This window comes from Erythrobacter sp., from assembly GCF_039988855.1.
In the GTDB taxonomy this organism is placed as follows: domain Bacteria; phylum Pseudomonadota; class Alphaproteobacteria; order Sphingomonadales; family Sphingomonadaceae; genus Erythrobacter.
The window spans coordinates 427383-449872 of sequence record NZ_JBDXIY010000019.1 but is presented as its reverse complement, the minus strand read 5'-3'; the positions used below and the strand labels follow the sequence as shown (position 1 = coordinate 449872).

The window sequence follows — 22490 nt, the reverse complement described above, 5'->3', positions numbered from 1 at the left end:
GCTCCTCACCAATCGAAATAATAAATCACGGCGTCTTCGCGCTCGTGCTTGAAACCTTTGTAGAGGCCATTTGCCTCAATATTGTCAGGCTCTGTGCCTAACCAAATCTCTTCAATCCCTGCTTCATCAGCCCTGTCAAAAACAGCCTGGATCAGCAAGCGCGCAACACCTTTACGGCGCCAATCATCCCCAGTGCCGATCTCGTCAAGGAAGAGTTCGGTGGGTTTGTCCGGATGATTGTGGATGACCGTCATGACCATGCCAACCACAAGCCCTTCGTGGATTGCAACGCCCATCCAATTGGCAGGACTCGCCAAATAGGCATTCAGACGGTCTGGGTCGATCGCGTGATCGAACACTCCTGGTGATACGCTGCCAAGCAATTTCCTATTGTCGTGGGTGATCCAGTGAATGCCGAACTCACTTGGCAAAGTTGATCCTTCGCACTTCTTCAATGGCTCCGTCCGAGATCTCACCCTCAACAATTTGGTCACCCATCAGCGCAAAAACGCGTTCATCAATAAAGATCGGACGCGCATTGCCGTACCAATCGGTGCAAGACGCCTTGCATTCACCCTCCTCGTCCAGCGTTTGCAACTCTTGCGCTGCTTTGATGACGCTTTCGTCTGGAATCGTGCCGAGCTCGCCGATTGGCTCCAATTTGCCGTTCCTACGCTCAATAAATGCCATAGCGGTGGATGAGCCCAGAAATTCGAAGTCATACCCTTCAATCTCTTTGTTCACAGGTAAAGCCATCATACCGTCACCGCTTTCAGGAGATGCGCTATTGGGCCGCCAATAAAAGGCGTGACTGCGGTTTTCGCCTTCGTCGCTAGCGGGCAAGAGGCTTGTCGTTCCAAGGCGCGCGGGGCTGGCCGCCTGACCCAATTCGATTGTGGAGAAACCCAATTGTTCCTCATCGTCTTGCCCGATGACCACGCCATCTTTGCCTAGGCGATCGATCCGGCTGATTCCATGATCGAGTTCGATGCGTTGCACCCATCCTGCATCAAGCGGGGTAACAAACACCTCTGGGCTTTCACCTTCCTCGCGGTATCGTGCGCCACTGTAAAGCAGGTGCCGCCCGACATAACGGTTCTGGACGCGCCACCCATCAGGCGCAGGAAGATCGCGGAACAGGCCTTGCGGGACCGCGCGTGTTCCGTTGCCCATTGCATCCAGCGGAATGCGGACAAGAGCGGTTTCTCCATCGGAGAACTCGCTATCCCACATCGTTGCCCCAAATCCGGCGCTGTCGCCAAATGTGAACTCGCCCTGTGTCAGAACAAAAAGGCTGTCTGTGTCGTCATCCTCGTGGAAGGAAAACTGATCAATCGGCGCCCCTTGGACGCGGATGGCGGTCACATCAGAATGATCATAAGGAATGCGATAAAGGACATGGCTTTCCTCTTCATCAAGCCCCCGCCAGCGCCAGCTTTGACGACCTTCTTCAGTCCAGAGATAGGCGGCATTTTGACTGAAGTAATACTCACCCGACTCCGTCCCCAAAACTGCGCGCGAAGTGCAGGTAAGCTCTGGCTCCAAAACGGTGCACCGCGTGATCCCATGCATCAAATCAGCCGCAGGCGAGATGTGCTCAAGCATGCTGGCCGATAGTCCCATATCTTCAGGCTTTAGATTGGAGCCAACGCGCTCCCTACTGCCATCGGGAAGCCGGCGTTCGAGAAAGGGCAAGTTATCGCGCCAATCCTCGTCAAACGGGCTGGGGCTATAGGTCCACAATTCTCCATCGATCATGCGCGATGCGAAATTGCGCGAAGAATAGTAATCGAAGCTCGAAAGATAGTGGGTGTCGACATAGGAAAGCGCGCCCTCATCGGACAATTTAAAGCGCGAGATTTCGGTGCCGTCTTCTCCAAAAGAATAGCCGATTACCACCACCATTCCGCCGGACAGCAGCATTTCATCATACCACGTATCGTCGGGGTCAGGGTCACCTGGCGCAAATGCATCCACGCTGGAGACCGGCTCCAATGCATTGCCGCCATAGCGCACTACATGCACTCGCCCGCGCCTTAAGATAACGAGAAACTCCCCGGTAGCTTTGACGATGCCGCCTTCGTCAATGCCTTCCTCTTGGTTGTTGGTGATGGCGACTTCTTGCATGCGGCTGCCGGTTACGATGATTACACCCTCTTGGTAACCACTGCCTGGCTTAGCCATGAGCCTTTTCGCTTCACGTTTTTGCGCCGCGATATAGGCGTCTATCTCCGCCTCGTTTGCGAAGGTCGGAATGCTGCCGGGATTGCGTTCTATTGGCGGCAAGCTGGTACAGGCGCCCAGCACAAGGACCATTGCCCCCGAAAGCAAAAATTTTGTCCAGCCCATAGCCACCCTCTCCCCAAAGCGTTTGTGGAAGAAGCTACATAAAAATTATGCCAGATTTAAGGCACATAGATCGCCTAGTGGCGCCTTTTCCTCAAATTGAGCTCGCAAAGCCCTCTAAATCTTCCATCGTGATTAGGCTGGTCGTTTGCGCCTCGCCGGCGATTTTGCGGATCATGGGGGAGAGGACTTTGCCGCCTAGCTCTACGAAAAGCCCGACGCCATCGCTATGCATTGCCGCTACGCTTTCGCGCCAGCGCACGCGGCCTGTGACTTGCTGGACGAGCAGGCTTTGCTCTTCGGCAGGGTCGGTAACTTTGCTTGCAGTGACATTGGCGTAAAGCGGCAGGGCAAGCGCGCCCGGAGAGTTCTCACTAAGCGCTTCGGCCATGCGGTCCGCCGCGGGTTGCATCAAAGAGCAATGGAACGGTGCGGAAACGGGGAGAAGAACACCGCGTTTGATGCCGTGTTCTTTGACGAGAGCCACCGCGCGCTCGATCGCGCCTTTATGGCCTGAGATGACGACTTGTGCCGGGTCATTGTCATTGGCGACTTCGCACACTTCGCCTTCGGCAGCGGCCTGAGCCAAAGCGGTGGCTTTCTGGATGTCTGCACCCAGAAGAGCTGCCATAGAACCCTCGCCCACGGGAACAGCGGCCTGCATAGCCGAGCCGCGCAGCTTCAAGAGACGCGCCGTGGTGGAAAGGTCAAACGCGCCGACTGCGCAAAGCGCGGTGTATTCGCCAAGCGAGTGACCCGCGACGCAAGAGCCAGCCTCGGTCAGTTTCACCCCAAACTCAGCCTCAAGCACGCGCAAAGTCGCAATAGCATTGGCCATAATCGCAGGTTGCGCGTTTTCGGTTAGGGTAAGTTGATCCTCTGGCCCTTCGGCCATGATCCCGGAAAGTTTGAGGCCGAGTGCCTCATCGACTTCCTCAAACACCTCGCGTGCAGCTCTGCTGGCAGCGGCAAGCTCTACGCCCATGCCGACCTTCTGACTGCCCTGTCCCGGAAAAACGAAAGCTCGCATTAAAATTCCTCCTGTTGCGGCGAGCCGTTACGAAGCTGAGGCAGGACCTGCAAGCCCGAAAGGCACAACCTTGTTGGCAGATGTATGCCCTATCTCGGCCCTGCCCAGATAGGGAATACCTGCCCGCGCGCACCAAAACTTGGCGACTTCCTCTTCGGTTGAACCAAAGGGAATGTCGTTTTCGGGGATATCGGTAACCGCACCCAACCGAAGACCCGCAATGCGCGGCAAGCTGCCTGCAAGCGCAAAGAACACTCGGTCTATTGCATAAAGCTGCTCGCTGACTTCTTCGACCATCACCACATGCCCAGTCAGATCCGGCATGAGCGGGGTCTTTGCAAGCATGGCGAGAGTTATCAGGTTGAAGGCGGCTGTGGGCGTCGTTCCATCAAGACTGGGTTCTAACCCGGAATTATCACCACTAAACCATCGCAGCACACGCCGGGCTGATTCGGGACCACTGCTGGAACTGGCACTGATCGGCATAGAACCATGCGCACATTGCCCGATTCCTGCTCGGTACAACGCTCCCAAGAGATAACCGCAGTCTGAATAGCCAACATAGGTTTTAGACTTGGCCGAAGCGTTCATTCGGGCGATAGCCGCCTCGGCAATCCGGTTGGAACCATATCCGCCCCGCGCGAACCATACGGCATCAAACGAAGGGTCGTTCGCGCAATCCAGCAGCCCGGAAAGCCGGGTCAGATCATCCCCGGCAAAGTGCCCCGCGCCTTCGAAACATTGATCATGGAATGTCACCGAATGATCGGGAAATTCGACCTCAACCAAAGCTTCAAGCGTGGCGGCATGGTCACGAGTAATCGCCCTAGCAGGCGCACAAATGGCGATATTTGTCATTAACTCAGCCTAGGGCGCTTGTAACTCTCGTGGCAAGCCCATAACCATGGGTTCCATGAGTGAATTGGTGGATCAAGCGCCTATAGAGCGCCCCTTCTTTTTCTGTGGAATCGGCGGTTCGGGCATGCTTCCATTGGCACAGCTTGCACAAGGATTCGGCTATGTTGTCGCGGGTTCCGACCGGTCTTATGACCAAGGGCGAACACCGGAAAAGTTCAAATGGCTTGATGAAAATGGCTTCACCCTGTTCCCGCAGGACGGGAGTGGAATTAACTCTGCCGATCAAGTCCTGATCGCATCAGCAGCGGTCGAAGACACCGTACCTGAGGTTGCCCGCGCCAATGAGCTGGGCTGCAAGCGGATGACGCGGGCTGAATTGCTTGCAGAACTGTTCAACGAAGCGGGATACTCCGTCGCAGTTGGGGGTACATCGGGCAAAAGCACGGTTACGGGCATGATCGCCTGGATTATGGCCGATGCGGACCATGACCCCACCGTCATGAACGGCGCGGTGATGAAAAACTTTGCCGATGAGGCCAATCCTTTCGCCAGCGCGCGGGTGGGTTCACCGCGTGTCTTTGTCAGCGAAGTGGACGAAAGCGATGGTTCAATCGCTCTCTACAAACCCACTATCGGCGTTCTTCTCAATGTCAGCCTCGACCACAAATCGATTGAGGAATTGCGCCAGTTGTTTGGTGACTTTCTTGCAGAATCAGGCTGCGCCATCATCAATTTGGATGACGAGGAATCGCGCGAACTTGCGAGCCGTGCTTCGCAAAAGGTCACTTTTGGCATTCACGACCAATCGGCCGACATCACAGTTGAACCTGACAGTATTGAACAAACCCCTTTGAGCATTCGTGCTGTTTTGATCGACAACCGCACACGCGAAGTTTTCCCGCTGGAGCTGCCTATGCCTGGCCTCCACAATCTCGCAAACGCTCTTGCGGCGATTGCAGCGATGAGCGCAGCGGGCATTGAGATAACACGCTGCGTCTATGCGCTGGGCCGATTTGAAGGGCTCGCGAGGCGTTTTGACGTTGTGGGCACCAGCGAAAGCGGCATCAGCGTCATTGATGACTTTGGTCACAACCCAGAAAAATGCGCAGCCACCTTGCGAACGCTTAAGGCAACCGAGAGCCGCGTGATCGCATTCTTCCAACCACATGGATACGGGCCCCTGCGTCAAATGGGCGATGAGCTTGCCCAAACCTTTGCGAATGAACTTGGGGCCGATGACATCACCATTATGTGTGACCCGGTATATTTTGGCGGTACAGTCGACCGCAGCGCAGGGACCGAGCGGATCATCGACCTGATCGAACAGCATGGCGGATCAGCGCAGCATATTGGCGCGCGTGATGCCTGCGGGGACAAGATCGTGGAGATTGCAAAGCCCGGCGACCGCATCGTCATTATGGGCGCACGCGATGACACTTTGAGTGCGTTTGCGAAGAGTGTGTTTGAGCGGCTCTCATGACAATTTACCGCCTAGCTGTGCGCCACGCTCAGCTGATGCTGTTCGCGACCCTTGCGGCTTTCATGTTTGTGATCACCGTGGACAAATGGCTGGGCCACTCCACATGGGCCTTTGCCGTGGCGGTTCTTTTGCTGATCGTGATCAATGTTCGGATCAGGCTCTTTAACTGCCCCAAATGTGGGAAGAACCTGTTCTTTCGCGGGATGATTATCGTGCCTTGGCCTAATAAGACCTGCGGCCAATGTGGCACTGATCTGGATCAACCGGGCTGACCGGCCTTTTCCTTTGCAATCGCGGCAATGAATGCGTCCCTTGACGTTAGCCTTTCGCGGTAAGCCTTAAGGGGTTCCGACACCCTCTCATCCAGTCCCACAGCCTTTGCCAGAATTAACGCATAGCCCACACAGATATCGGCAACCGTAAATCGATCCGCCACAAGGAAGTCCCGCTGTTCAAGCCGTGAACTGGTCTTCACAAGGCGTTTTTCAAACCAATCGGCATAGGCATGGCCCGCGTCTTCCCAGCCTTTGTGCTTCTCGAACAAAGCGAAGCGCATATAGACCGTTTGCGGGAAGGTGATCGTTGCGTCGGCGTGATAGGTATAGTCGAGATATGCGCCATAGTCGGCCTCGCCAGGAGCAACCACGAGGTGATCTGCCCCTGCTTTGACCGCAAGATAATGCGCAATCGCGCAGCTTTCGGTCATCTCAGTCTCGCCGTCGATCAGCATCGGGATCGTGCCCAGCGGATTGGTCTCAAGATATTCAGGCGCTTTGTGGCGCGGTGGGAAGGGAAGCGTCCTCAGGTCCAGCTCAACACCCGCCTCCTCGGCAGCCCAAGTCGCGCGAAGGCCGCGTGAACGCTCGCAGGTATAGAGGATAGGCTTTGTTGGCTGATTTTGGGCCATCAATGCGCGCCCTCATATCCAATCACCTTGTGTAGGACAAACGCGATAATCGCGCCAAGGATCACCCCGACCACCGCTGAAATCGCGGCATAGGTGAACCAGCCAGCAATCCCGGAAAGCGCCCCAGTTGCGCCCGCCACAGCATATTCGGCGCCGTGTGCGATATCATAGAGAAAGTTGAAGCCGATTTCGTGAGTACCGTGCACAATAATGCCGCCGCCAACCCACAGCATCGCCGCGGTGCCAATGACAGAAAGCGCCGTCAGCAATTTGGGCACAAAGGCGACAAGGCCCGCTCCGAATTTCTGCGCAGCTTCGCTCTCCCGCTTGGTCAAGGCAAGGCCAATGTCATCGAGCTTCACAATGATCGCAACAGTGCCGTAAACAGCCACGGTGACAACAACGGCAACAGTCGCAAGCGCTGCACCCTTTTGCCAAAGGCTGTCAGCGATGACCGCGTTTTGGGTTAGCTCATTAAGCACGATGGCCATGATCTCAGCAGATAGAATGAAGTCGGTGCGCACCGCGCCTGCAATCCGCTGTTTTTCGAAAGCGACAGGGTCTTCGATCTCATCTTCGACCGTTTGCCCGTGCTTTGCCCCGCCCAGCTTCTCCAAAATCTTTTCCGCGCCTTCATAACAAAGGAACGCGCCGCCAATCATAAGCAGGTAAATGACCAGCCACGGGGCAAAGTAATCAAGCAACATCGCAATCGGCAAAAGGATGATAAGCTTGTTAAACAGGCTCCCCTTTGTGATCGCCCAAATGATGGGAAGTTCGCGCGCTGGTGATAGGCCGGTCACATAACTCGGCGTCACCGCTGCATCATCAATGACAACGCCTGCGGTTTTGGACCCAGCCCGCCCGGCGGCCATAGCGATATCATCAACCGATGCCGCAGCGGTTCGAGCGATTACTGCGACATCATCAAGCAGTGCGACTAAGCCTGAAGGCATTGAGGTACTTTCCTAGTTTTTCATTGCGCGTGACATAGGACTGCCGCCCGTTGAACCAATGCGCAAGATAGGAGCTGGACACTAACCCCGGATTCTCCAACAGCTTTGCGATGTGGAGGAAGGAGTTTGTGCAATTTTGCCGTTCCTAATCACACACCTAGCTCTCAATCGGGCTTTTGATTGATGGATTTGAGAATCGCCGCTCCGTCTGCGGTAATTGAACACGCATGCGTTTGAACTTGCATTGGCCCTTGCCTTTTGAGCTGCACCCGTTATGTGCCCCCAACCCTTCTTTCAAAGGAGGGCCAAAAGAAAGCCGGAGGGGCCCTGCAATCGTGCAGACAAGCCAGCGATCGGCATTACATAGTAAGGACATGGAATATGGCTCTGTATGAGCACATCTTCCTCGCGCGTCAGGACCTGAGCCAAGCTCAAGTCGACACGCTGGCGGCCACGGCGACCGAAATCGTCGAAGCGAACGAAGGCAAGGTCACTAAGACCGAAACTTGGGGCCTCAAATCCCTCGCCTACAAAATCGACCGCAACCGTAAGGCGCATTTCGTCATGCTCAACATCGACGCCCCTGGCTCGGTTGTTGCAGAGCTCGAACGCCAGACCCGTATCAATGAAGACGTCATCCGTTACATGACCATTCGTGTTGAAGAGCACGAAGAAGGTCCTTCGGTAATGATGCGCAAAAACGAGCGCGATCGTAAGCGCCGTTCAGACCGTGAGGAGCGCGACTGATGGCCCGCCCGTTTTTCCGCCGCCGCAAATCTTGCCCGTTTTCAGGCAAGGAAGCCCCAAAAATCGATTACAAAGACGTGCGTCTGCTTCAGGGCTTTATGTCCGAACGTGGCAAGATCGTGCCTTCGCGCATCACCGCCGTCTCAGCCAAGAAGCAGCGTGAACTGGCCAAGGCCATCAAACGCGCACGCCAAATCGGCCTGCTTCCATACATCGTGAAATAGGAGAGAACACATGGATATCATTCTCCTAGAACGCGTCGAAAAGCTCGGCACGATTGGCGATGTTGTTACCGTTAAGGATGGCTACGCACGCAACTTCCTTCTTCCACAAAAGAAGGCTCTGCGCGCTAATGACGCCAACAAGGCCGTATTTGAAGCCAACCGTGAGCGTCTTGAAAAAGACAACGCTGAAAAGCGGACTGTTGCTGAAAGCGCTGGTGAAAAAGTTGCAGGCGCTGAGGTTATCCTCATCCGTGCAGCATCGAACACCGGTCAGCTTTATGGCTCCGTCAACGTACGTGACATGATCGCTGGCTTGACTGAGCAAGGTCACGAAGTTGACAAAAAGCAAGTCATCTTGGGCGCGCCGATTAAAACCATCGGTATGCACGACGTAACCGTCGCGCTTCACCCTGAGGTGCATGTGACTGTCAAAGCAAACGTCGCTCGTTCAGACGACGAAGCTGAGCTTCAGACGCAAGGCGTTGATGTTCTTGCGCAAATGTTCGCAGACGAACAGCGTGAGATCGAAGAAGCCGCTTCAATCAACACCCGCGACCCAAGCCTTGAGCCTGGCGAAATCCCTGAGGAGCTCTTCGAAGAAGGCGCTGCTCCTGCGGAAGACGCTGAAGGCGAAGCTGCGGCGGACGCTGGTGAGGCTAAAGCTGAGGAGAGCGAAGGCTGAGCGCCTCGTTCCCCATAACACCCAATCAAAAGGGCGCGGCAGTCACACGACTGTCGCGCCCTTTTTGTAAAAGGGGTTAAAAACCCCTAGATATGACGACAATAACAACAGGAAAAAACTATATGACACCAATCCCAACTATCCTTGAACAATTACAAGACCACTATTCTGAGGCTGTCCTGGCCCTGCGCAGCGATGTTATCGCTTTTGGTAAGCACGGTACAATTCCCCCTGAGCGCAAGCGCCACGACGGCAGCTACGCCTACCCCCAGCTGACATTGCATTATTCAGGTGTGGGCGATCCCCAAGACCGCAGCCGCGCCTTTGGCCGCTTGGAGCTGCAGGGGACATACACCACGACAATTACGCGCCCTGATCTGTTCGCAGGTTACCTCGCTGAGCAGTTGGAGCTGATTTCCGCCGAGTATGAAATCGACGTCACCGTCAGCCGTTCGCGCCAAGAAATCCCCTTCCCTTACGTGCTCGACGGCGAAGCGGGCGCTGCCATGCAAGGCATTGCGCCCCAAGACATTGCACAGCACTTCCCTTCAACCGACCTCTCGCTGATCGGCGATGAGCTAGCCGATGGGATCGAGTTTGATGAAAATTCGGATATGCCGCTGTCGATCTTCGATGGCCTGCGCACCGATTATTCGCTCGCACGCCTAGCGCATTACACTGGGACCAAGGTTGAGGATTTTCAAGACTTCATCCTGTTCACAAACTACCACCGCTATGTCGATGAGTTTGTGAACTGGGGGGCGCAGCAGATCGGTCGGGACGATTATACCGCGCTGAAAGGTGCCGCTGGCCTCGACATCAATGAAAACACCGACAACGCGCAAATTCAGTTGGATGAAACGGCATGGCGCCGTCACCAAATGCCTGCCTATCACTTGATGCGCGAAGACGGCAAAGGCATCACTTTGGTCAACATCGGCGTTGGCCCTTCCAATGCCAAGACCATTTGCGACCACCTGGCCGTGCTTCGCCCGCACGCTTGGATGATGATCGGCCACTGCGGCGGGGTCCGCTCCAGCCAGAAAATCGGCGATTTCGTCCTTGCCCACGCCTATCTTCGCGATGACCATGTGCTCGACAGCGTGCTTCCCCCCGAAGTGCCCATTCCCCCCATTGCCGAGGTGCAACTTGCCCTTGCCAGCGCTGCTGAGGCCGTATCCGGCGTCCAAGGTGCCAACATCAAACAGCGTATGCGCACAGGCACCGTGGTCACCACCGATGACCGCAATTGGGAGCTTCTTTACGCAAGCTCTGCCAAGCGTTTTTCACAAAGCCGTGCAATTGCGGTGGAGATGGAAAGCGCGACAATTGCTGCTCAAGGATACCGCTTTAGAGTGCCCTATGGCACGCTCCTTTGCGTATCGGACAAACCGCTCCACGGTGAGATTAAACTGCCCGGTCAAGCCAACAAATTCTACGAAGAGGCAATTGCAGCCCACCTTCAGATAGGTTTGGAAGCGTGCAAGCACCTTCGCGATGAAGGCGACCGGTTGCATTCTCGCAAGTTAAGGGCGTTCAACGAGCCGCCCTTCCGGTAAGCCGGTGACTTCTAGCTGCTTGTGATGGAGCGCCTAGCAAAGCGATCCATCACAAGCGCGATGATCACTCCAATAAATGCAATCACGAAAGCGGCACTTTTGATTGGCTGCATGAATGCCGCGATGCCGGCGAGCGTGTCGCTGCCTGCGTCTTGCAGCAATTGAATGAATTGCGAGATGGTCTCCACGTAATCGGTGATGCCAAACACCATGCCGGACGCCGCAATGACCAGCCCGATCACACGCAAAACACCTTGGCGCTTTGCCGCAAATTCACGGCCTGCAAGATAACTTCCCAGAGCGTAAATCCAGATCCAGCCAAGATCGCAGATGACAGCAAAGATCGCGAAGTTGCGCACCCCTTCCTCGCGCCACTGGGTTTGAATCTCATTGACCATCGCCGCTGTTGCTGCGGCTTGGTGGTCTACAATGCCGTAAGTGACCCCGCCTTGCTCAACCGATGCCGTTGCAGCCATCACTCCGAGGAAGACGACAATCCCAATCAGCCAGAAACGAACGCTCACTTTTTCTTGCATTTCCCTCTCCCTGTGCGGCTTTGTTAACTCTCGAAGAATTCCACCAACGCATCGCCAAATGCGCCGTCAGCTACGCTGCTCATATGCGTGCCTGAAACCTCGCGGTAACGCCCATCGGGCAGTACCAGTGCAAGATCTTTAGCAGAACCGTTATCTTGATCCTTGTCACCGCAAATAAGCGCGGTTGGCATGGTGATTGTGGCAAGGTCCGCATCGCTCACGTCGTCCACTGCCCCAAGCAACAAGAAGGCTGCTTCGCGGTCAATGCCCATGGTTTTCATAAAGCTTTTGGCCATGAAGGCACGGTCGCCGCGTTTAATCTCATCAAAGCGGTCGATTGCATCGATGAAGAAGGCGGAACGCCGTGCCCAACCGGAAAGTCCCTGCAAGCCCATCCCGCAAAGCGCCAATCGGCGCGGGGCAAGGCCGTCAATCACACCTTTTGCACAAGTCCGCGCACCAAGGGAAAAGCCCGCCAAATCATAGTCGGTCAGACCGTAATGCTCGACAAGGGCGGTCAGGTCTTTGGTCAAAACGCCGAACGGATAGTCGAGTGCATTGTGGGATTTAGCGCTTGCCCCATGCGCGCGAAGGTCGGGCATGATGACCCTGAAACCAGCCTCCACAAGCTTCTCAGCGTGGCCAAACTTGATCCAGTTCATCTGAGCAGTTGAGAAAAGGCCATGGACCAAAACCACGGGCCGTCCTTCGCCCATCACGGTAACGGCAAGCTCAGCTCCGTCGAAGCCTGTAAAGCTATCAGCACTCACCGCTTAACCAACCCCTTTTGCTCCATGCGCCATTTGGCCATATCCACCCGGTCCTGCCCGAAGAAGGGCTCCCCATCGACCACAAGGGTTGGCACGCCCCAATGGCCTGCGTCATCGAGCGCTTTGGTGTTGCCTGCGATCTCGCTATCCAGCGCCTCTGCATCGGACTCGGCCTCCGCCTCTAGCTCCGCCAGATTGAGCCCAGCGCGCGTTGCGGCCTGTGCCAGATGATCGCCTTCGTGCCAGTTCTCAGTTGATCCATCCCAGATGATCTGCGCCACTTCAGCGGCGAATTCCAAGCCCTTTCCCCTGCGCGTGGCCACCTGTCCCAAGCGGCAAATGCGGAAGATATAGGGTTGCTCCTTGGCGATCTCACGCGTTGCCAAATCTTGTACAATCGGATCAGGACGCGGCCAGCTAAGAGGTATTCCAAGAAACTGCGCTGCGCGAAAACAATCCAAGACGATATAACGCGGAGCAGCGGGATTTCCGGTAAACAATAAGTCAGGATCGCGCACTGCAATCGGCATGACCGTGCGCAAATTTATGTCGAGATCATACTCGCGCGCCATATCACGGTATCGCCCCACCGCCAGATAGGAATAGGGCGAACGGAAGCTGAAATAGAGGTCTGCCTTTAATGTCATTCCGACAGCTTAACGTAAGCCAGCGGAAAAAACACTGCTATCTGAAGAAGCGCCCTTATCTAAAAAAGCACTGGGTCCCGGCATAAAGCATTGAGACAGAGCCGCCATCGACGAATCCGCCCACGCGATCGCTAAGAGCGAATTCCTCTCCCAAAGTGCTGTCTTCAATTGGTGAATATCCCGCTGTGTCCGCCAACTCTTCTGCCGGCATCCCAATGGCAACATCGGCGTCAATTTGGATTTTTGCGGCCTCACCTTCGGGCGCGGTCCCAATGTTCCATCCGACCAAAGAGCCGTCTTGGAAATTGACCGTGAGCTCTCCGGAATAGCTGGTCATCGCCATGATCCCTGCCCCGCATTCATCAATTTCGTTGCGGCTGACCGGTTCGCCAAGCACATAGGCAAGCGCGGCTTCAACCTCATTGCGGCCCGCCGCGAAATAGAAGCTTTCAGCGCCCGCAACGAGCCCCTCACCGTGAAGAGCCACAAGACCTTCATCGACGACATCGACAGGCACATCGCCAGCCATGCGGTCCGCAGGCGATGGAACTTGACCGCTATCGCATGAGGCCAGCGCGAGCGCGCCAATAAGTCCAAGCACGAACTGAAGAGGCCGGTTGTTCATCATTTTGTCCACCAAACTGCCTTTCCAACAAAAGGGATCATCAAAACCGCGCCAAGCCCGGCGAGCGCCATATCCTTTTGCGCGTCGAACATGTCGCCTTGCTCTCCGTTATACGCGCCCGCTGCCTCAGGAGCGAGAGCCAAAGTGAGCGTCCACTCGAATATCTCGTAAACGCCTCCGAATGCGAAGACAAAGGTCACCGCAAAGACGCAGGCAAGCCGCTTTGTCATTCCCCAATAGCGCGCGCCCATTTCGACCATAAGCGGCATGGCGAGCACGCCGAATGAGAAATGCACGAGTCGATCAAAATGATTGCGCTCCCATCCAAACAGGGCGCTGATAGAACCGTAGGTCCAGTCATCATACGGCACTAAACTGTACGACCAGCGAGCTGCGAACAGGTGCAGGATGACAAACACAGCCATACATGCCGCAGACGCGTTGCTAAAGGGCCAACGGCGCAGTGCCCAATAGGCGGCAGGAAACATGAGCGCGACCGGCCCCACTTGCAGCCAAGTGTTGGCAGGATATGTGGCACCCCAAGCGCTTAGCGGGACCCCTACTGCAATGGTTGCCAGCATCCACATCTGGGCCTTTGCAAGAGGAGCCATACGCTTACCCCTTCTTCAGGTGACGACGCCCAAGGAGTTCCGCAATCTGCACCGCATTGAGCGCCGCGCCTTTGCGAAGATTGTCGGAGACACACCAAAGCGCAAGGCCGTTTTCAACCGTTGGGTCCTCGCGTACGCGGCTGATGTAGGTGGCGCTGTCGCCGGCACATTCGACCGGCGTGACATAACCTTCGTCCTCGCGCTTATCGATCAGCATAAGGCCGGGTGCCTCGCGCAGGATTTCCTGAGCGCGCTCTGCCGAAAGCTCTTCCTCGAACTCGATGTTCACCGCTTCTGCATGACCGACAAACACGGGCACACGCACGCATGTGGCAGAAAGCTTGATTTTGGGATCGAGGATCTTCTTGGTCTCAACCACCATCTTCCACTCTTCCTTGGTCGATCCATCGTCGAGGAAGACATCGATATGCGGGATGACGTTGAAGGCAATCTGCTTCGTGAACTTTGATGGTTCAACCGGATCGCCCACAAAGATCGCGCGGCTTTGCTCAAATAATTCGTCCATGCCCGCTTTGCCTGCGCCCGAGACCGACTGATAGGTCGAGACGACGACGCGCTTGATCGTCGCGGCATCGTGCAATGGCTTTAGAGCCACCATCAGCTGGGCGGTCGAGCAATTGGGGTTGGCGATGATGTTCTTCTTTGAATACTCATCAATCGCATCCGGGTTCACCTCTGGCACGATGAGCGGCACATCCGGGTCCATACGATATAGCGAGGAGTTGTCGATCACAACGCAGCCCGCAGCCGCCGCCTTGGGCGCGTATTCTTTTGCCGGGCCAGAGCCAGCAGCAAACAAGGCAATATCCCAGCCAGACCAATCGAAATGTTCGATATTGCGGCATTTGAGCATCTTGCCGCTGTCGCCGTACTCAACCTCGGTTCCGTGGCTGCGCGAGCTTGCAACCGCTGCGATTTCGTCAGCGGGAAATTCGCGTTCGGCCATGATTTGCATGACTTCGCGGCCCACATTTCCGGTCGCGCCGACGACTGCTACACGGTAGCCCATTCTTATTATCCTTCACGTCAATTTGGGTTGCGCTGCCCCGGTGGACAGCTAGCATCATCTCCAAAGGGAGATTTCATGCAGGCCGATACACAGGTTTGGCGGCAAAAGGCCAAATATTTCGACTTTCAGGGGCACCAGATTGCCTATTGGACAGGAGAGAATACGAATGCGCGGCCATTGTTGCTGGTGCATGGCTATCCAACATGTGCGTGGGATTTTGCGAGCGTTTGGGAACAGTTGGGAGCAGACCATCATCTGATCGTGTGCGATATGCTCGGGTTTGGGCTCTCAGACAAACCACGCTCAGGATACTCGATCCACAAACAGGCCGACATTCAACAGGCTCAATTGGCGCATCTTGGCATCGGGAAATTTGACGCATTGGTCCATGACTACGGTGTCTCGGTAGGGCAGGAGTTGCTTGCGCGCCAGCAATCGGGGGATGGTGCTCCGGGCTTGGGGCAGATAATCTTCCTCAATGGCGGCATCTTCCCCGATCAACATCGCCCCGTGACCATGCAGAAGATCGGCGTGTCGCCCTTTGGCTTTCTGCTTGGTTTGCTGATGAACCGAGAGCGGTTTGGACAGAGTTTCAGCCAAGTCTTTGGTCCCAACACAAAGCCCTCTCCTGAAGAGCTTGATCAGTTCTGGGACTTTATCGCGCACAATTCCGGCAATCGCATCATGCACAAGCTGCTGCACTACATCGCAGACCGCCGCATGCATAAGGATCGCTGGGAGGCGGCTCTTAGAGGTGCTGAAAGCAAAATCGGCCTTATCAATGGCGCGCTTGACCCGGTTTCGGGTAAGCACGCCTATGACAAATGGCGCGAAGTGGTGCCGGGAGCGCGGCACCATTTGTTACCGACAATTGGCCACTACCCTCAGGTCGAAGCGCCCGAGGAAGTGGCGGCTAAGGTGCTGGAGTGGCTCGCCTAATTTACTCAGGCGGCGTAACCCCGTGCGCTTCCAAGAAGCGGAAGATTGAGTTCCACATATGCGGTGAAATCTGCTCTCCCGACACACGGTGCGTGTAACCGGGGTAGAGCATCATTTCGAACGGCACATTGTTCTCTTGCAGAACGCTGATTAGCTCTGATGAGTTTTCAAACACCACATTGTCGTCCGCCATGCCGTGAATCAGCAAAAGCGGATCAGCGATCTTGGTCGCATCGGGAATGGCGCTGGCTTTCTCATACGCCTCAGGCACTTCGCGTGGGTCACCCATAAAGCGTTCGGTGTAGTGGGTGTCGTAGAGCTCCCACTTGGTCACGGGCGCGCCGGAAATGCCTGCTGCATAAAGCCCTGGATCGGCCTGAAGCTGCTTCAGCGTCATATAACCGCCGTAGGACCAGCCATAGAGCGCAAGCTTGTCCGGATCGACAAAATCCAGCGTTTTCAGGAACTCTGCGCCGGTCTTTTGATCCACCACTTCAACCCCGCCCATGGCGCGGTAGATCGGTTGTTCAAAATCCACTCCGCGATTGGCTGTGCCCCGGTTGTCGAGCGCGAAATAGATGTAGCCTTTGTCGACCACAGCTTGCGCCAGCGCCCCGCCCCAGCCTTTATCCACGATCTGCGGACCCGGGCCTGAATAGTGATAGTAGAACACCGGATACTGCTTACCCGGCTCCATATCGGGCTTGAGCATCATGTAATGCAGATCAGTCCCGTCTTCCGCCGGGATAATGCCATATTCAGGCATGGCGTGTCCCAGCAGGAACGGCGTGTACGGGTGGTCTTCACCCAGCGCGTTCTCCTCCACCCATGTCAGGCGCTGACCAAGATCGCCGGCGAGATAGCTTTGCGTGGGTTGATCGGGTGCAGAACGGCTGACGAGCATGAGTGAGCCGGTGGGGTCCATGCTGGCGGTGTTGGTGTAATCGGTTTCTGTCAGACGCTTTGGCTCTGAGGGATCGGAAAGGCTCGCGGAATAGACTTGTTCCGTCAGCACACCTTCGACGGCGGAGAAGAAGAGTTGGTCTTTGTCCTGATTGATCCCGACGAGTTTGGTCACGGGCTCTTTGAAGCTGGTGAGCTGCATCCAATCGCTTCCGTCGTAACGGTAGAAATTGCCAAAACCATCACGCTCTGACCACCACAACAGGCTGCCGTCTTTGAGGAAACGGTAGTTGTCGCTGAGGTTGATCCAATACTCTTCGCGCGCCGCTTTCTCAGTGAACCAAATCTCGCTCTCACCCGAAGCAGGATCGACCTTGAGCATATCGAGCACCGTCTGCTCGCGGTTCTGACGCTGGACATACAGCATACCATCGGGGCCCCAATTGACCCGCGCGATGTAGATGTCGGCGTCCTCGCCAAGATCGACTTTCACCTGATTCCCACCATCGGGGTCCATCACAAACAGCTCAACAATCGCATTGTCTGAGCCTGCCACGGGATAGCGCTGGTCGAACACTTTGGTACCTGTGGCACCAATCGCAGCTCTTGTGACGATGCCAGCTGGGCTTTCATCGGTGCGCTGCACGGCAAGGCGCGTGTCGCTGCCATTCCACCAATAGCCGGTGAGGCGGCTCATCTCTTCTTGCGCGACAAATTCCGCTTCGCCCCAGCGAATAGTGTCACCTTCCTTGGGAGTGATCGGCGCGGCGTCTCCGCCAACAGCGCCAACCCAGAGCTGGCGATCGCGGATAAAAGAGATGAAGCCAGCATTTGGTGACAATTTGGGGTTGAGTTCGCTTTCTTCGGTATCGGTCAACCGCTGAACGTCACCGTCAAGTTTGGCAAAATAAAGATCGCCATCAATTGGTACCAAAACGCCGCTCGCATCGCTTGCCCATTGATAGGTGATGATGCCTTTAAGGCTCCCCACGCGCGCTCGTTCGCGCTGCATCTTTTCGTCTTCGGAAAGCTCGCGGCCTGAACCCACCGCCTCGCTATTCACCAACATCCGCCATTCGCGTGTCTGAAGGTCAAAGCCCCATAGGTCATAGCGCGCCGCATCTTCCGCCCGATTGCGCAGCAGCGTCAGATACCGTCCATCAGGCGAAAACTGCACACCGCGCGGGCTAGAGCCATTTAACGAAGGCGAAGCAAAAACGCGCTCAAATGTGAGCTCTGGTCCAGTATCAGGGGTGTCGGTCATATGGTCGTCGGCCAATGCTGTGGTGGAAAGAAGAGCGGCGGCAGCAGCTGTCAGAAACAAGCGCATTTCGAGTGGGATCCCTCTTTATCCAAAGCGGCGCGAGAGACCGCTCAATTTCATCGCAAATGTTCCTCGCAATGACGACGAGGAAACGCAAGGCCTGCAAATGAAAAAGGGCGGCTCCAACCGGAACCGCCCTCTTCGAATTTGCTTGTGATACGCTCTTACTTTTTAGGAGCGTTTTCCCGGCGTTCCGCGATACGCGCACGCTTACCGGTGCGGCCGCGCAGATAGTAAAGCTTCGCACGGCGCACGACGCCGCGGCGAACCACGGTGATGCTGTCCACGATGGGCGCATACAGCGGGAACACACGCTCAACGCCTTCGCCAAAGCTCATTTTGCGCACGGTGAAGTTGGAGTTGATGCTGCGGTTTGACCGCGCAATGACAACGCCTTCAAAGTTCTGCACACGTTCGCGCGTGCCTTCCTTCACCTTAACGCCCACGCGCACGGTGTCACCTGCGCGGAAATCTGGAATGTCTTTAGTAACCTTGCCGATTTCTTCGGCTTCGATTTGCTGGATCAGGTTCACTGGTCCGTATCCTTTTGTTTTCGCCGCGCGCCAGAGGCAGACTGGACCCGAGCGCTCTCATAGCGCTCCCATAAATCCGGCCTGCGTAACCTAGTGTCAGTTTCAGCCCGAGCTTTACGCCAAGCATCAACCTTCGCATGATCCCCAGATCGCAGCACTTCGGGGATCGTGCGCCCTTCCCATTCTTGAGGTCGGGTATATTGCGGGTATTCAAGAAGACCGTCCTCAAACGATTCTTCAACCCCGCTAGAAGCCGCGCCCATTACGCCGGGAATGAGGCGAATGCAAGCATCAAGTATGGCTAAGGCTGCGGGCTCACCGCCGGAAAGCACAATATCGGCAAGGCAAACCTCCTCAATCTGAGGGCGCGCTTCGAACAGACGCTCATCGAATCCTTCAAAACGCCCGCAAAGAATGGTGACACCGGGGCCGCTGGCGATCTCGCGTATGCGGCCTTGCGTGATGGGTTTGCCGCGCGGCGTCATGGCAAGGATAGGCACCGCATCCCCCGTTTCGGGGAGGGTCGAGTCCAAAGCCCGCGCCCACACGTCGGGTTTAAGCACAAGCCCCGCCCCGCCCCCTGCGGGCGTATCATCGACCTTGCGATGCTTGTCCGTGGCAAAGTCGCGCGGGTTGACGGTGTCTAGCGACCAATCTCCGCGCTCAAGCGCCTTGCCCGCAAGGCTAACACCGAGGGGACCAGGGAACATCTCCGGATAGAGGGTCAGGATGGTGGCGGCGAAGGTCATACAGAGCGCGCCAACTTCAATAAAAGCCGCGCCCTGTTCCACCGCGCGAACCAACAACCAGCACCAAAAACAATCAACGCACTTGCGGGCATCCACCATGCCCAATAGTGTTTGCGGTCTGACAAAACCCTCAACCCATTATCGTACAAGCCAAGCATCCACCACGCGACAATAAGGACCGGCCAGCTTGCTGGAAGCAACCAAACCATCTCACGTTTAGTGCAAAATCGCATGCTGGCGCGATAGAGAAACTGATAGCCCCAAATTGTCGCCAGATTGAGAGCAATCAAGACAAAAACCGTCTGAGCAACATGAGAAAGAACCGAAGCGAAGGTCATGTCCCCCAATTCACCCCATCCTTCGCCCGCGTATCTATGCTGAGCTCAAACACATCGGGGCGCGAGTAGTGACCGTCGGTATCAAGGCTGGTGAGCCCCTGCCCGCGCTCTGACAGGTCGAGCTCGGCGTGCAAAATCTCTTGGCCCTCGCCCGCCTGAGCCAGAACCCGCGCATCAGGCGCAATAATCATTGAGCCGCCGCGATTAAGCGCCTCGCTCTCAATCGCCTCGAACATCTCGCGCGCTTCAGGAGACCCGCCCACACGCTCCAACCCGTCGAACAGATCATCGCGGTGCTGCACCAACCCAGCAGCGAGCACAAAGCAGCGTGCTTCCATCGCATAGTGGCGCGAGGCAAGAGCATATTCCTCGCGCACGGTGGGCCATGCGGCAACATGCAGGCTCTCGCCCAGATTATGCATCGCCGCGCGGGCAAGCGGCATCCAATGCTCCCAGCAGATAAGGTTGCCAGCGTTCCCCCATTCGGCCTCATGCACGCCCAAAGTCGAGCCATCACCGCGCATCCAGATAAGGCGCTCACCATGCGTTGGCACCAACTTGCGGTGGTCCAGCGGCGGCAGGCCGGGGCGGAAAAGGAGCTGATTGTTGTAAAGGCTAGAGCGAACCCGCTCATGCGCGCCGATGGAGATGCACGCGCCGCTTTCATCGCAAAGCTCTTGCAAGGGCAGAAGTCGCTCATCACCCGGCACAACCGCGTTATCGAGCATGATGTTGTGGCACGCCCGGGTCCCCGGATGGTCCCACAGCGCCGCGCCGGGGCTCTCATCCAGCCACAGCGGATAGCCGCCTAGCCACGTCTCTCCAAAGGCCACAAATTGCGCGCCCGTTTCGATAGCTTCGCGCGACAAACGGGTCGCCTTCTCAATCCCTCCATTGAAATCCAAAGGGATCGGAGCGGCTTGGCAAATGGCAACAGGCAATTGGGTCATGTAAAAGTCTCAATGTCAAATTCGGTTAGGCTGTCCAGTTTTTTCGTCGCGAAATGGGCGATCGGCCAACAGAAAATGACCGAAAAAACCCCTCCAACAACGCCGAGCCCAATAAGCAGGTCAGCAAAGTCAGCCGCGCCGTCAGCAAGGCTTATCAACGAAATCGGAAGCAGAAATCCCACTGGGGCAAAAAGACTTGCGGCGAGGATGCGGTTCGGGCGGGAGCGTTTTCCCAGAACGAACTTTACAAGCAACACGGCACCTAGCCTCATCATGCCAAGAAAACACAAAACTGCGAATAATGTCAGGAGAACGGCGATCATGTTCGCCCCTTAAGGCGCAAAATCACCCCCCGCAACCGCCGCAACCGCCACCTCCGCAGCCGCTATCGCCGCCGTCGCCGCCGTCGGAGCTGTCACCAACATCGCCACCATCAGCGCCAAATCCGGCTTGACGCGCGGCGTGAACGGGCTCCCACGGGGTCCCCACGAGCACGCCAGTGCCAAACAGAGCGACCGCAAAGCCCGCTTCATTGGCTTGCGGAGCGCGTTTCAAACGGCTGCCTTCCTCTTCAAGCGACTTGACCAATTGCTGGCCCGCAACGGTGCGCTTGGTGCCCGTAAAGAAGCGGATAAGACCAAAGACTAAGGTCACGACCAAAAGTGCAAACAGAAAATCAGTGGGTTCGCCCTGCGCCTCACCTGCTTGTTGGCGATACAGTCCGATAACGAACAACGCCGCATAAGGTAGCGCGGAGAGAAACCGCATTCGCAACCGCTCTGAACTGTCCATGATCAGGCCGCGTTGGATCAGATTGACCTCGACCCGCTCAGCCTCCGCATTAATCGACTTTTGCGCCTCAGACGGGGTAAAATCGCCAACTCTGGCGAGCACCGCGCGCTGCGCGCTGCCCTCCGCTTCCTCTCTACGCCTCACATTGAGCTTGCCCCTGGCGCCTTCGCGCAGGGAGCCATTGGCAAATAGCGAAGAGAGAACCGCGACTGTTAGCCGGTCCGCACCTCCCGTGAGCACCGCAACCTCCTCCAAGTCTTCGACTTCGCCGCGCTTGCCTACTGGCCGTAAATTGGCGGAAATCCAAAGACCAGCCGCCACACAGGTCACAAGCATTATGCCATAAAAAAGCAGAAAATCGGGCCCGGTATAGGATGAAAAGAACTCCATCAGACAAAAACTCCAATCAAAACAGCAATCGCTATGCCAAGCGCGGTCCACCCTAGCGCCCCTGCAAGAGCGAGACGTTTGTCGAGGATCATAACATCATTTGGGTTCACGCGAAGCCCTTGCGGATCGACCCCAAACCTGCGCCTGGCTCCGGGCCATATGTCGCCCGGCGGAAGCTCTCCAAACGCGTCCTCATATGATTGGAACGTGCGCGCATATTGGTTGTAGTAGCGGGTGCGCTCAACCTGTCCCCCGGCGGTGGGTCCATGGTGTAGGTCTGCACCCAAGATTTCAGGACAAAACTTGCCCCAGTAATCACGACTGTAAGTAAGGTGGAGGTGCCAGACCTGATCCACTGCATCCGATGGTGTGACTTCGTGGTCAGCAGTGCATGCCAGGTAGCAGAAACGCTTATACTCAAGGATCACACGCTGGGTGAATGCCAAAGACCAACGATTTTCGCGCGCAAGGCGGTCAGCAAAAGATAAAGGCGCATCATCGGGCCCAATCGAATGAGCCAATAGACGTTCCCAAATCTCAGTCGAAGTCGCGTTTCCCATTGCG

At 56.1% G+C, this 22490-nt stretch carries 26 protein-coding genes; 7 read left to right on the top strand and 19 right to left on the bottom strand.

Features of this window, described 5'->3' with window-relative positions; all coding sequences use genetic code 11:
- Positions 1-5 precede the first annotated feature (5 nt).
- The 4 genes from ABJ205_RS14290 to ABJ205_RS14275 form a co-directional block, all read right to left on the bottom strand.
- Positions 6-431, bottom strand: coding sequence for a GNAT family N-acetyltransferase (locus ABJ205_RS14290; protein WP_348158606.1), 426 nt, complete (start codon positions 429-431; stop codon positions 6-8).
- The gene (locus ABJ205_RS14285; RefSeq protein WP_348158608.1) at positions 421-2349 is read right to left on the bottom strand and encodes a beta-propeller domain-containing protein; all 1929 of its coding nucleotides are present in this window, start codon (positions 2347-2349) and stop codon (positions 421-423) included. Before ABJ205_RS14285 ends, ABJ205_RS14290 begins: the two co-directional genes overlap by 11 nt.
- 91 nt (positions 2350-2440) lie before the next feature.
- Positions 2441-3376, bottom strand: coding sequence for an ACP S-malonyltransferase (fabD, locus tag ABJ205_RS14280; RefSeq protein WP_348158610.1), 936 nt, complete (start codon positions 3374-3376; stop codon positions 2441-2443).
- Positions 3377-3403: 27 nt separating this feature from the next.
- Complete coding sequence (locus tag ABJ205_RS14275) at positions 3404-4234, bottom strand: LD-carboxypeptidase (RefSeq protein ID WP_348158611.1); 831 nt, start codon at positions 4232-4234, stop codon at positions 3404-3406.
- 55 nt (positions 4235-4289) lie between these two features.
- Between ABJ205_RS14275 and ABJ205_RS14270 the strand changes: the two genes are divergently transcribed.
- Positions 4290-5714, top strand: coding sequence for a Mur ligase family protein (locus ABJ205_RS14270; RefSeq protein WP_348158613.1), 1425 nt, complete (start codon positions 4290-4292; stop codon positions 5712-5714).
- Positions 5711-5986, top strand: a complete 276-nt coding sequence (locus ABJ205_RS14265) for a hypothetical protein (protein WP_348158615.1) — start codon at positions 5711-5713, stop codon at positions 5984-5986. Before ABJ205_RS14270 ends, ABJ205_RS14265 begins: the two co-directional genes overlap by 4 nt.
- Here the strand turns inward: ABJ205_RS14265 and ABJ205_RS14260 are convergent.
- Together ABJ205_RS14260 and ABJ205_RS14255 are read right to left on the bottom strand one after the other, a co-directional pair.
- Positions 5974-6621, bottom strand: coding sequence for a glutathione S-transferase family protein (locus tag ABJ205_RS14260; RefSeq protein ID WP_348158617.1), 648 nt, complete (start codon positions 6619-6621; stop codon positions 5974-5976). The genes ABJ205_RS14265 and ABJ205_RS14260 overlap by 13 nt on opposite strands.
- Complete coding sequence (locus ABJ205_RS14255; RefSeq protein WP_348158619.1) at positions 6621-7577, bottom strand: DUF808 domain-containing protein; 957 nt, start codon at positions 7575-7577, stop codon at positions 6621-6623. The genes ABJ205_RS14260 and ABJ205_RS14255 overlap by 1 nt, the downstream gene beginning before the upstream one ends.
- A 381-nt stretch (positions 7578-7958) precedes the next feature.
- Between ABJ205_RS14255 and rpsF the strand changes: the two genes are divergently transcribed.
- The 4 genes from rpsF (at position 7959) to ABJ205_RS14235 (ending at position 10789) form a co-directional block, all read left to right on the top strand.
- On the top strand, positions 7959-8324 hold the full coding sequence (gene rpsF, locus ABJ205_RS14250) for a 30S ribosomal protein S6 (protein WP_348158621.1): 366 nt from the start codon (positions 7959-7961) through the stop codon (positions 8322-8324).
- Positions 8324-8548 carry a 30S ribosomal protein S18 gene (rpsR, locus tag ABJ205_RS14245; protein WP_348158623.1) on the top strand — a complete coding sequence of 75 codons (225 nt, stop codon included), beginning with the start codon at positions 8324-8326 and terminating at the stop codon, positions 8546-8548. The genes rpsF and rpsR overlap by 1 nt, the downstream gene beginning before the upstream one ends.
- A gap of 10 nt (positions 8549-8558) precedes the next feature.
- On the top strand, positions 8559-9230 hold the full coding sequence (gene rplI, locus ABJ205_RS14240; protein WP_348158624.1) for a 50S ribosomal protein L9: 672 nt from the start codon (positions 8559-8561) through the stop codon (positions 9228-9230).
- A gap of 122 nt (positions 9231-9352) precedes the next feature.
- Positions 9353-10789 carry an AMP nucleosidase gene (locus ABJ205_RS14235; RefSeq protein WP_348158625.1) on the top strand — a complete coding sequence of 479 codons (1437 nt, stop codon included), beginning with the start codon at positions 9353-9355 and terminating at the stop codon, positions 10787-10789.
- Positions 10790-10800: 11 nt separating this feature from the next.
- Here the strand turns inward: ABJ205_RS14235 and ABJ205_RS14230 are convergent, their stop codons facing one another.
- The 6 genes from ABJ205_RS14230 to ABJ205_RS14205 are packed head-to-tail and all read right to left on the bottom strand — an operon-like array spanning position 10801 to position 15008.
- Entirely contained in the window at positions 10801-11325 is a 525-nt protein-coding gene (locus ABJ205_RS14230) for a hypothetical protein (protein WP_348510073.1), read from the bottom strand.
- A 23-nt stretch (positions 11326-11348) separates the two neighbouring features.
- The gene (locus ABJ205_RS14225) at positions 11349-12095 is read right to left on the bottom strand and encodes an alpha/beta fold hydrolase (protein WP_348155597.1); all 747 of its coding nucleotides are present in this window, start codon (positions 12093-12095) and stop codon (positions 11349-11351) included.
- Positions 12092-12742 (bottom strand): DsbA family protein, encoded by a 651-nt coding sequence (locus ABJ205_RS14220; protein WP_348155599.1) that lies wholly within the window; start codon positions 12740-12742, stop codon positions 12092-12094. The genes ABJ205_RS14225 and ABJ205_RS14220 overlap by 4 nt, the downstream gene beginning before the upstream one ends.
- A gap of 55 nt (positions 12743-12797) precedes the next feature.
- Entirely contained in the window at positions 12798-13370 is a 573-nt protein-coding gene (locus ABJ205_RS14215; protein ID WP_348155601.1) for an aspartate-semialdehyde dehydrogenase, read from the bottom strand.
- Positions 13367-13978: a DUF2238 domain-containing protein gene (locus ABJ205_RS14210; protein WP_348510072.1), complete on the bottom strand. Its 612-nt coding sequence runs from the start codon at positions 13976-13978 to the stop codon at positions 13367-13369. Before ABJ205_RS14210 ends, ABJ205_RS14215 begins: the two co-directional genes overlap by 4 nt.
- A 4-nt stretch (positions 13979-13982) precedes the next feature.
- Positions 13983-15008: an aspartate-semialdehyde dehydrogenase gene (locus tag ABJ205_RS14205; RefSeq protein ID WP_348156564.1), complete on the bottom strand. Its 1026-nt coding sequence runs from the start codon at positions 15006-15008 to the stop codon at positions 13983-13985.
- 75 nt (positions 15009-15083) lie between these two features.
- On the opposite strand from ABJ205_RS14205, the gene ABJ205_RS14200 reads away from it, so the two are divergent.
- Complete coding sequence (locus ABJ205_RS14200; RefSeq protein ID WP_348156567.1) at positions 15084-15947, top strand: alpha/beta hydrolase; 864 nt, start codon at positions 15084-15086, stop codon at positions 15945-15947.
- 1 nt (position 15948) lies between these two features.
- On the opposite strand, the gene ABJ205_RS14195 is transcribed toward ABJ205_RS14200, so the two are convergent.
- The 7 genes from ABJ205_RS14195 to ABJ205_RS14165 form a co-directional block, all read right to left on the bottom strand.
- Entirely contained in the window at positions 15949-18180 is a 2232-nt protein-coding gene (locus ABJ205_RS14195) for a DPP IV N-terminal domain-containing protein (protein WP_348156570.1), read from the bottom strand.
- A 158-nt stretch (positions 18181-18338) separates the two neighbouring features.
- Positions 18339-18707 (bottom strand): 50S ribosomal protein L19, encoded by a 369-nt coding sequence (gene rplS / locus ABJ205_RS14190; protein ID WP_348156572.1) that lies wholly within the window; start codon positions 18705-18707, stop codon positions 18339-18341.
- Positions 18704-19456 carry a tRNA (guanosine(37)-N1)-methyltransferase TrmD gene (gene trmD, locus ABJ205_RS14185; protein ID WP_348156574.1) on the bottom strand — a complete coding sequence of 251 codons (753 nt, stop codon included), beginning with the start codon at positions 19454-19456 and terminating at the stop codon, positions 18704-18706. The genes rplS and trmD overlap by 4 nt, the downstream gene beginning before the upstream one ends.
- Before the next feature lie 334 nt (positions 19457-19790).
- Positions 19791-20744, bottom strand: a complete 954-nt coding sequence (locus ABJ205_RS14180; protein WP_348156576.1) for a carbon-nitrogen hydrolase family protein — start codon at positions 20742-20744, stop codon at positions 19791-19793.
- A complete protein-coding gene (locus ABJ205_RS14175) occupies positions 20741-21067 on the bottom strand; it encodes a hypothetical protein (protein ID WP_348156579.1) in 327 nt (108 codons plus the stop codon). Before ABJ205_RS14175 ends, ABJ205_RS14180 begins: the two co-directional genes overlap by 4 nt.
- Positions 21068-21089: 22 nt before the next feature.
- Positions 21090-21926: a TIGR04222 domain-containing membrane protein gene (locus ABJ205_RS14170; RefSeq protein WP_348156581.1), complete on the bottom strand. Its 837-nt coding sequence runs from the start codon at positions 21924-21926 to the stop codon at positions 21090-21092.
- A complete protein-coding gene (locus ABJ205_RS14165) occupies positions 21926-22486 on the bottom strand; it encodes a hypothetical protein (RefSeq protein WP_348510071.1) in 561 nt (186 codons plus the stop codon). The genes ABJ205_RS14170 and ABJ205_RS14165 overlap by 1 nt, the downstream gene beginning before the upstream one ends.
- Positions 22487-22490: the final 4 nt, after the last annotated feature.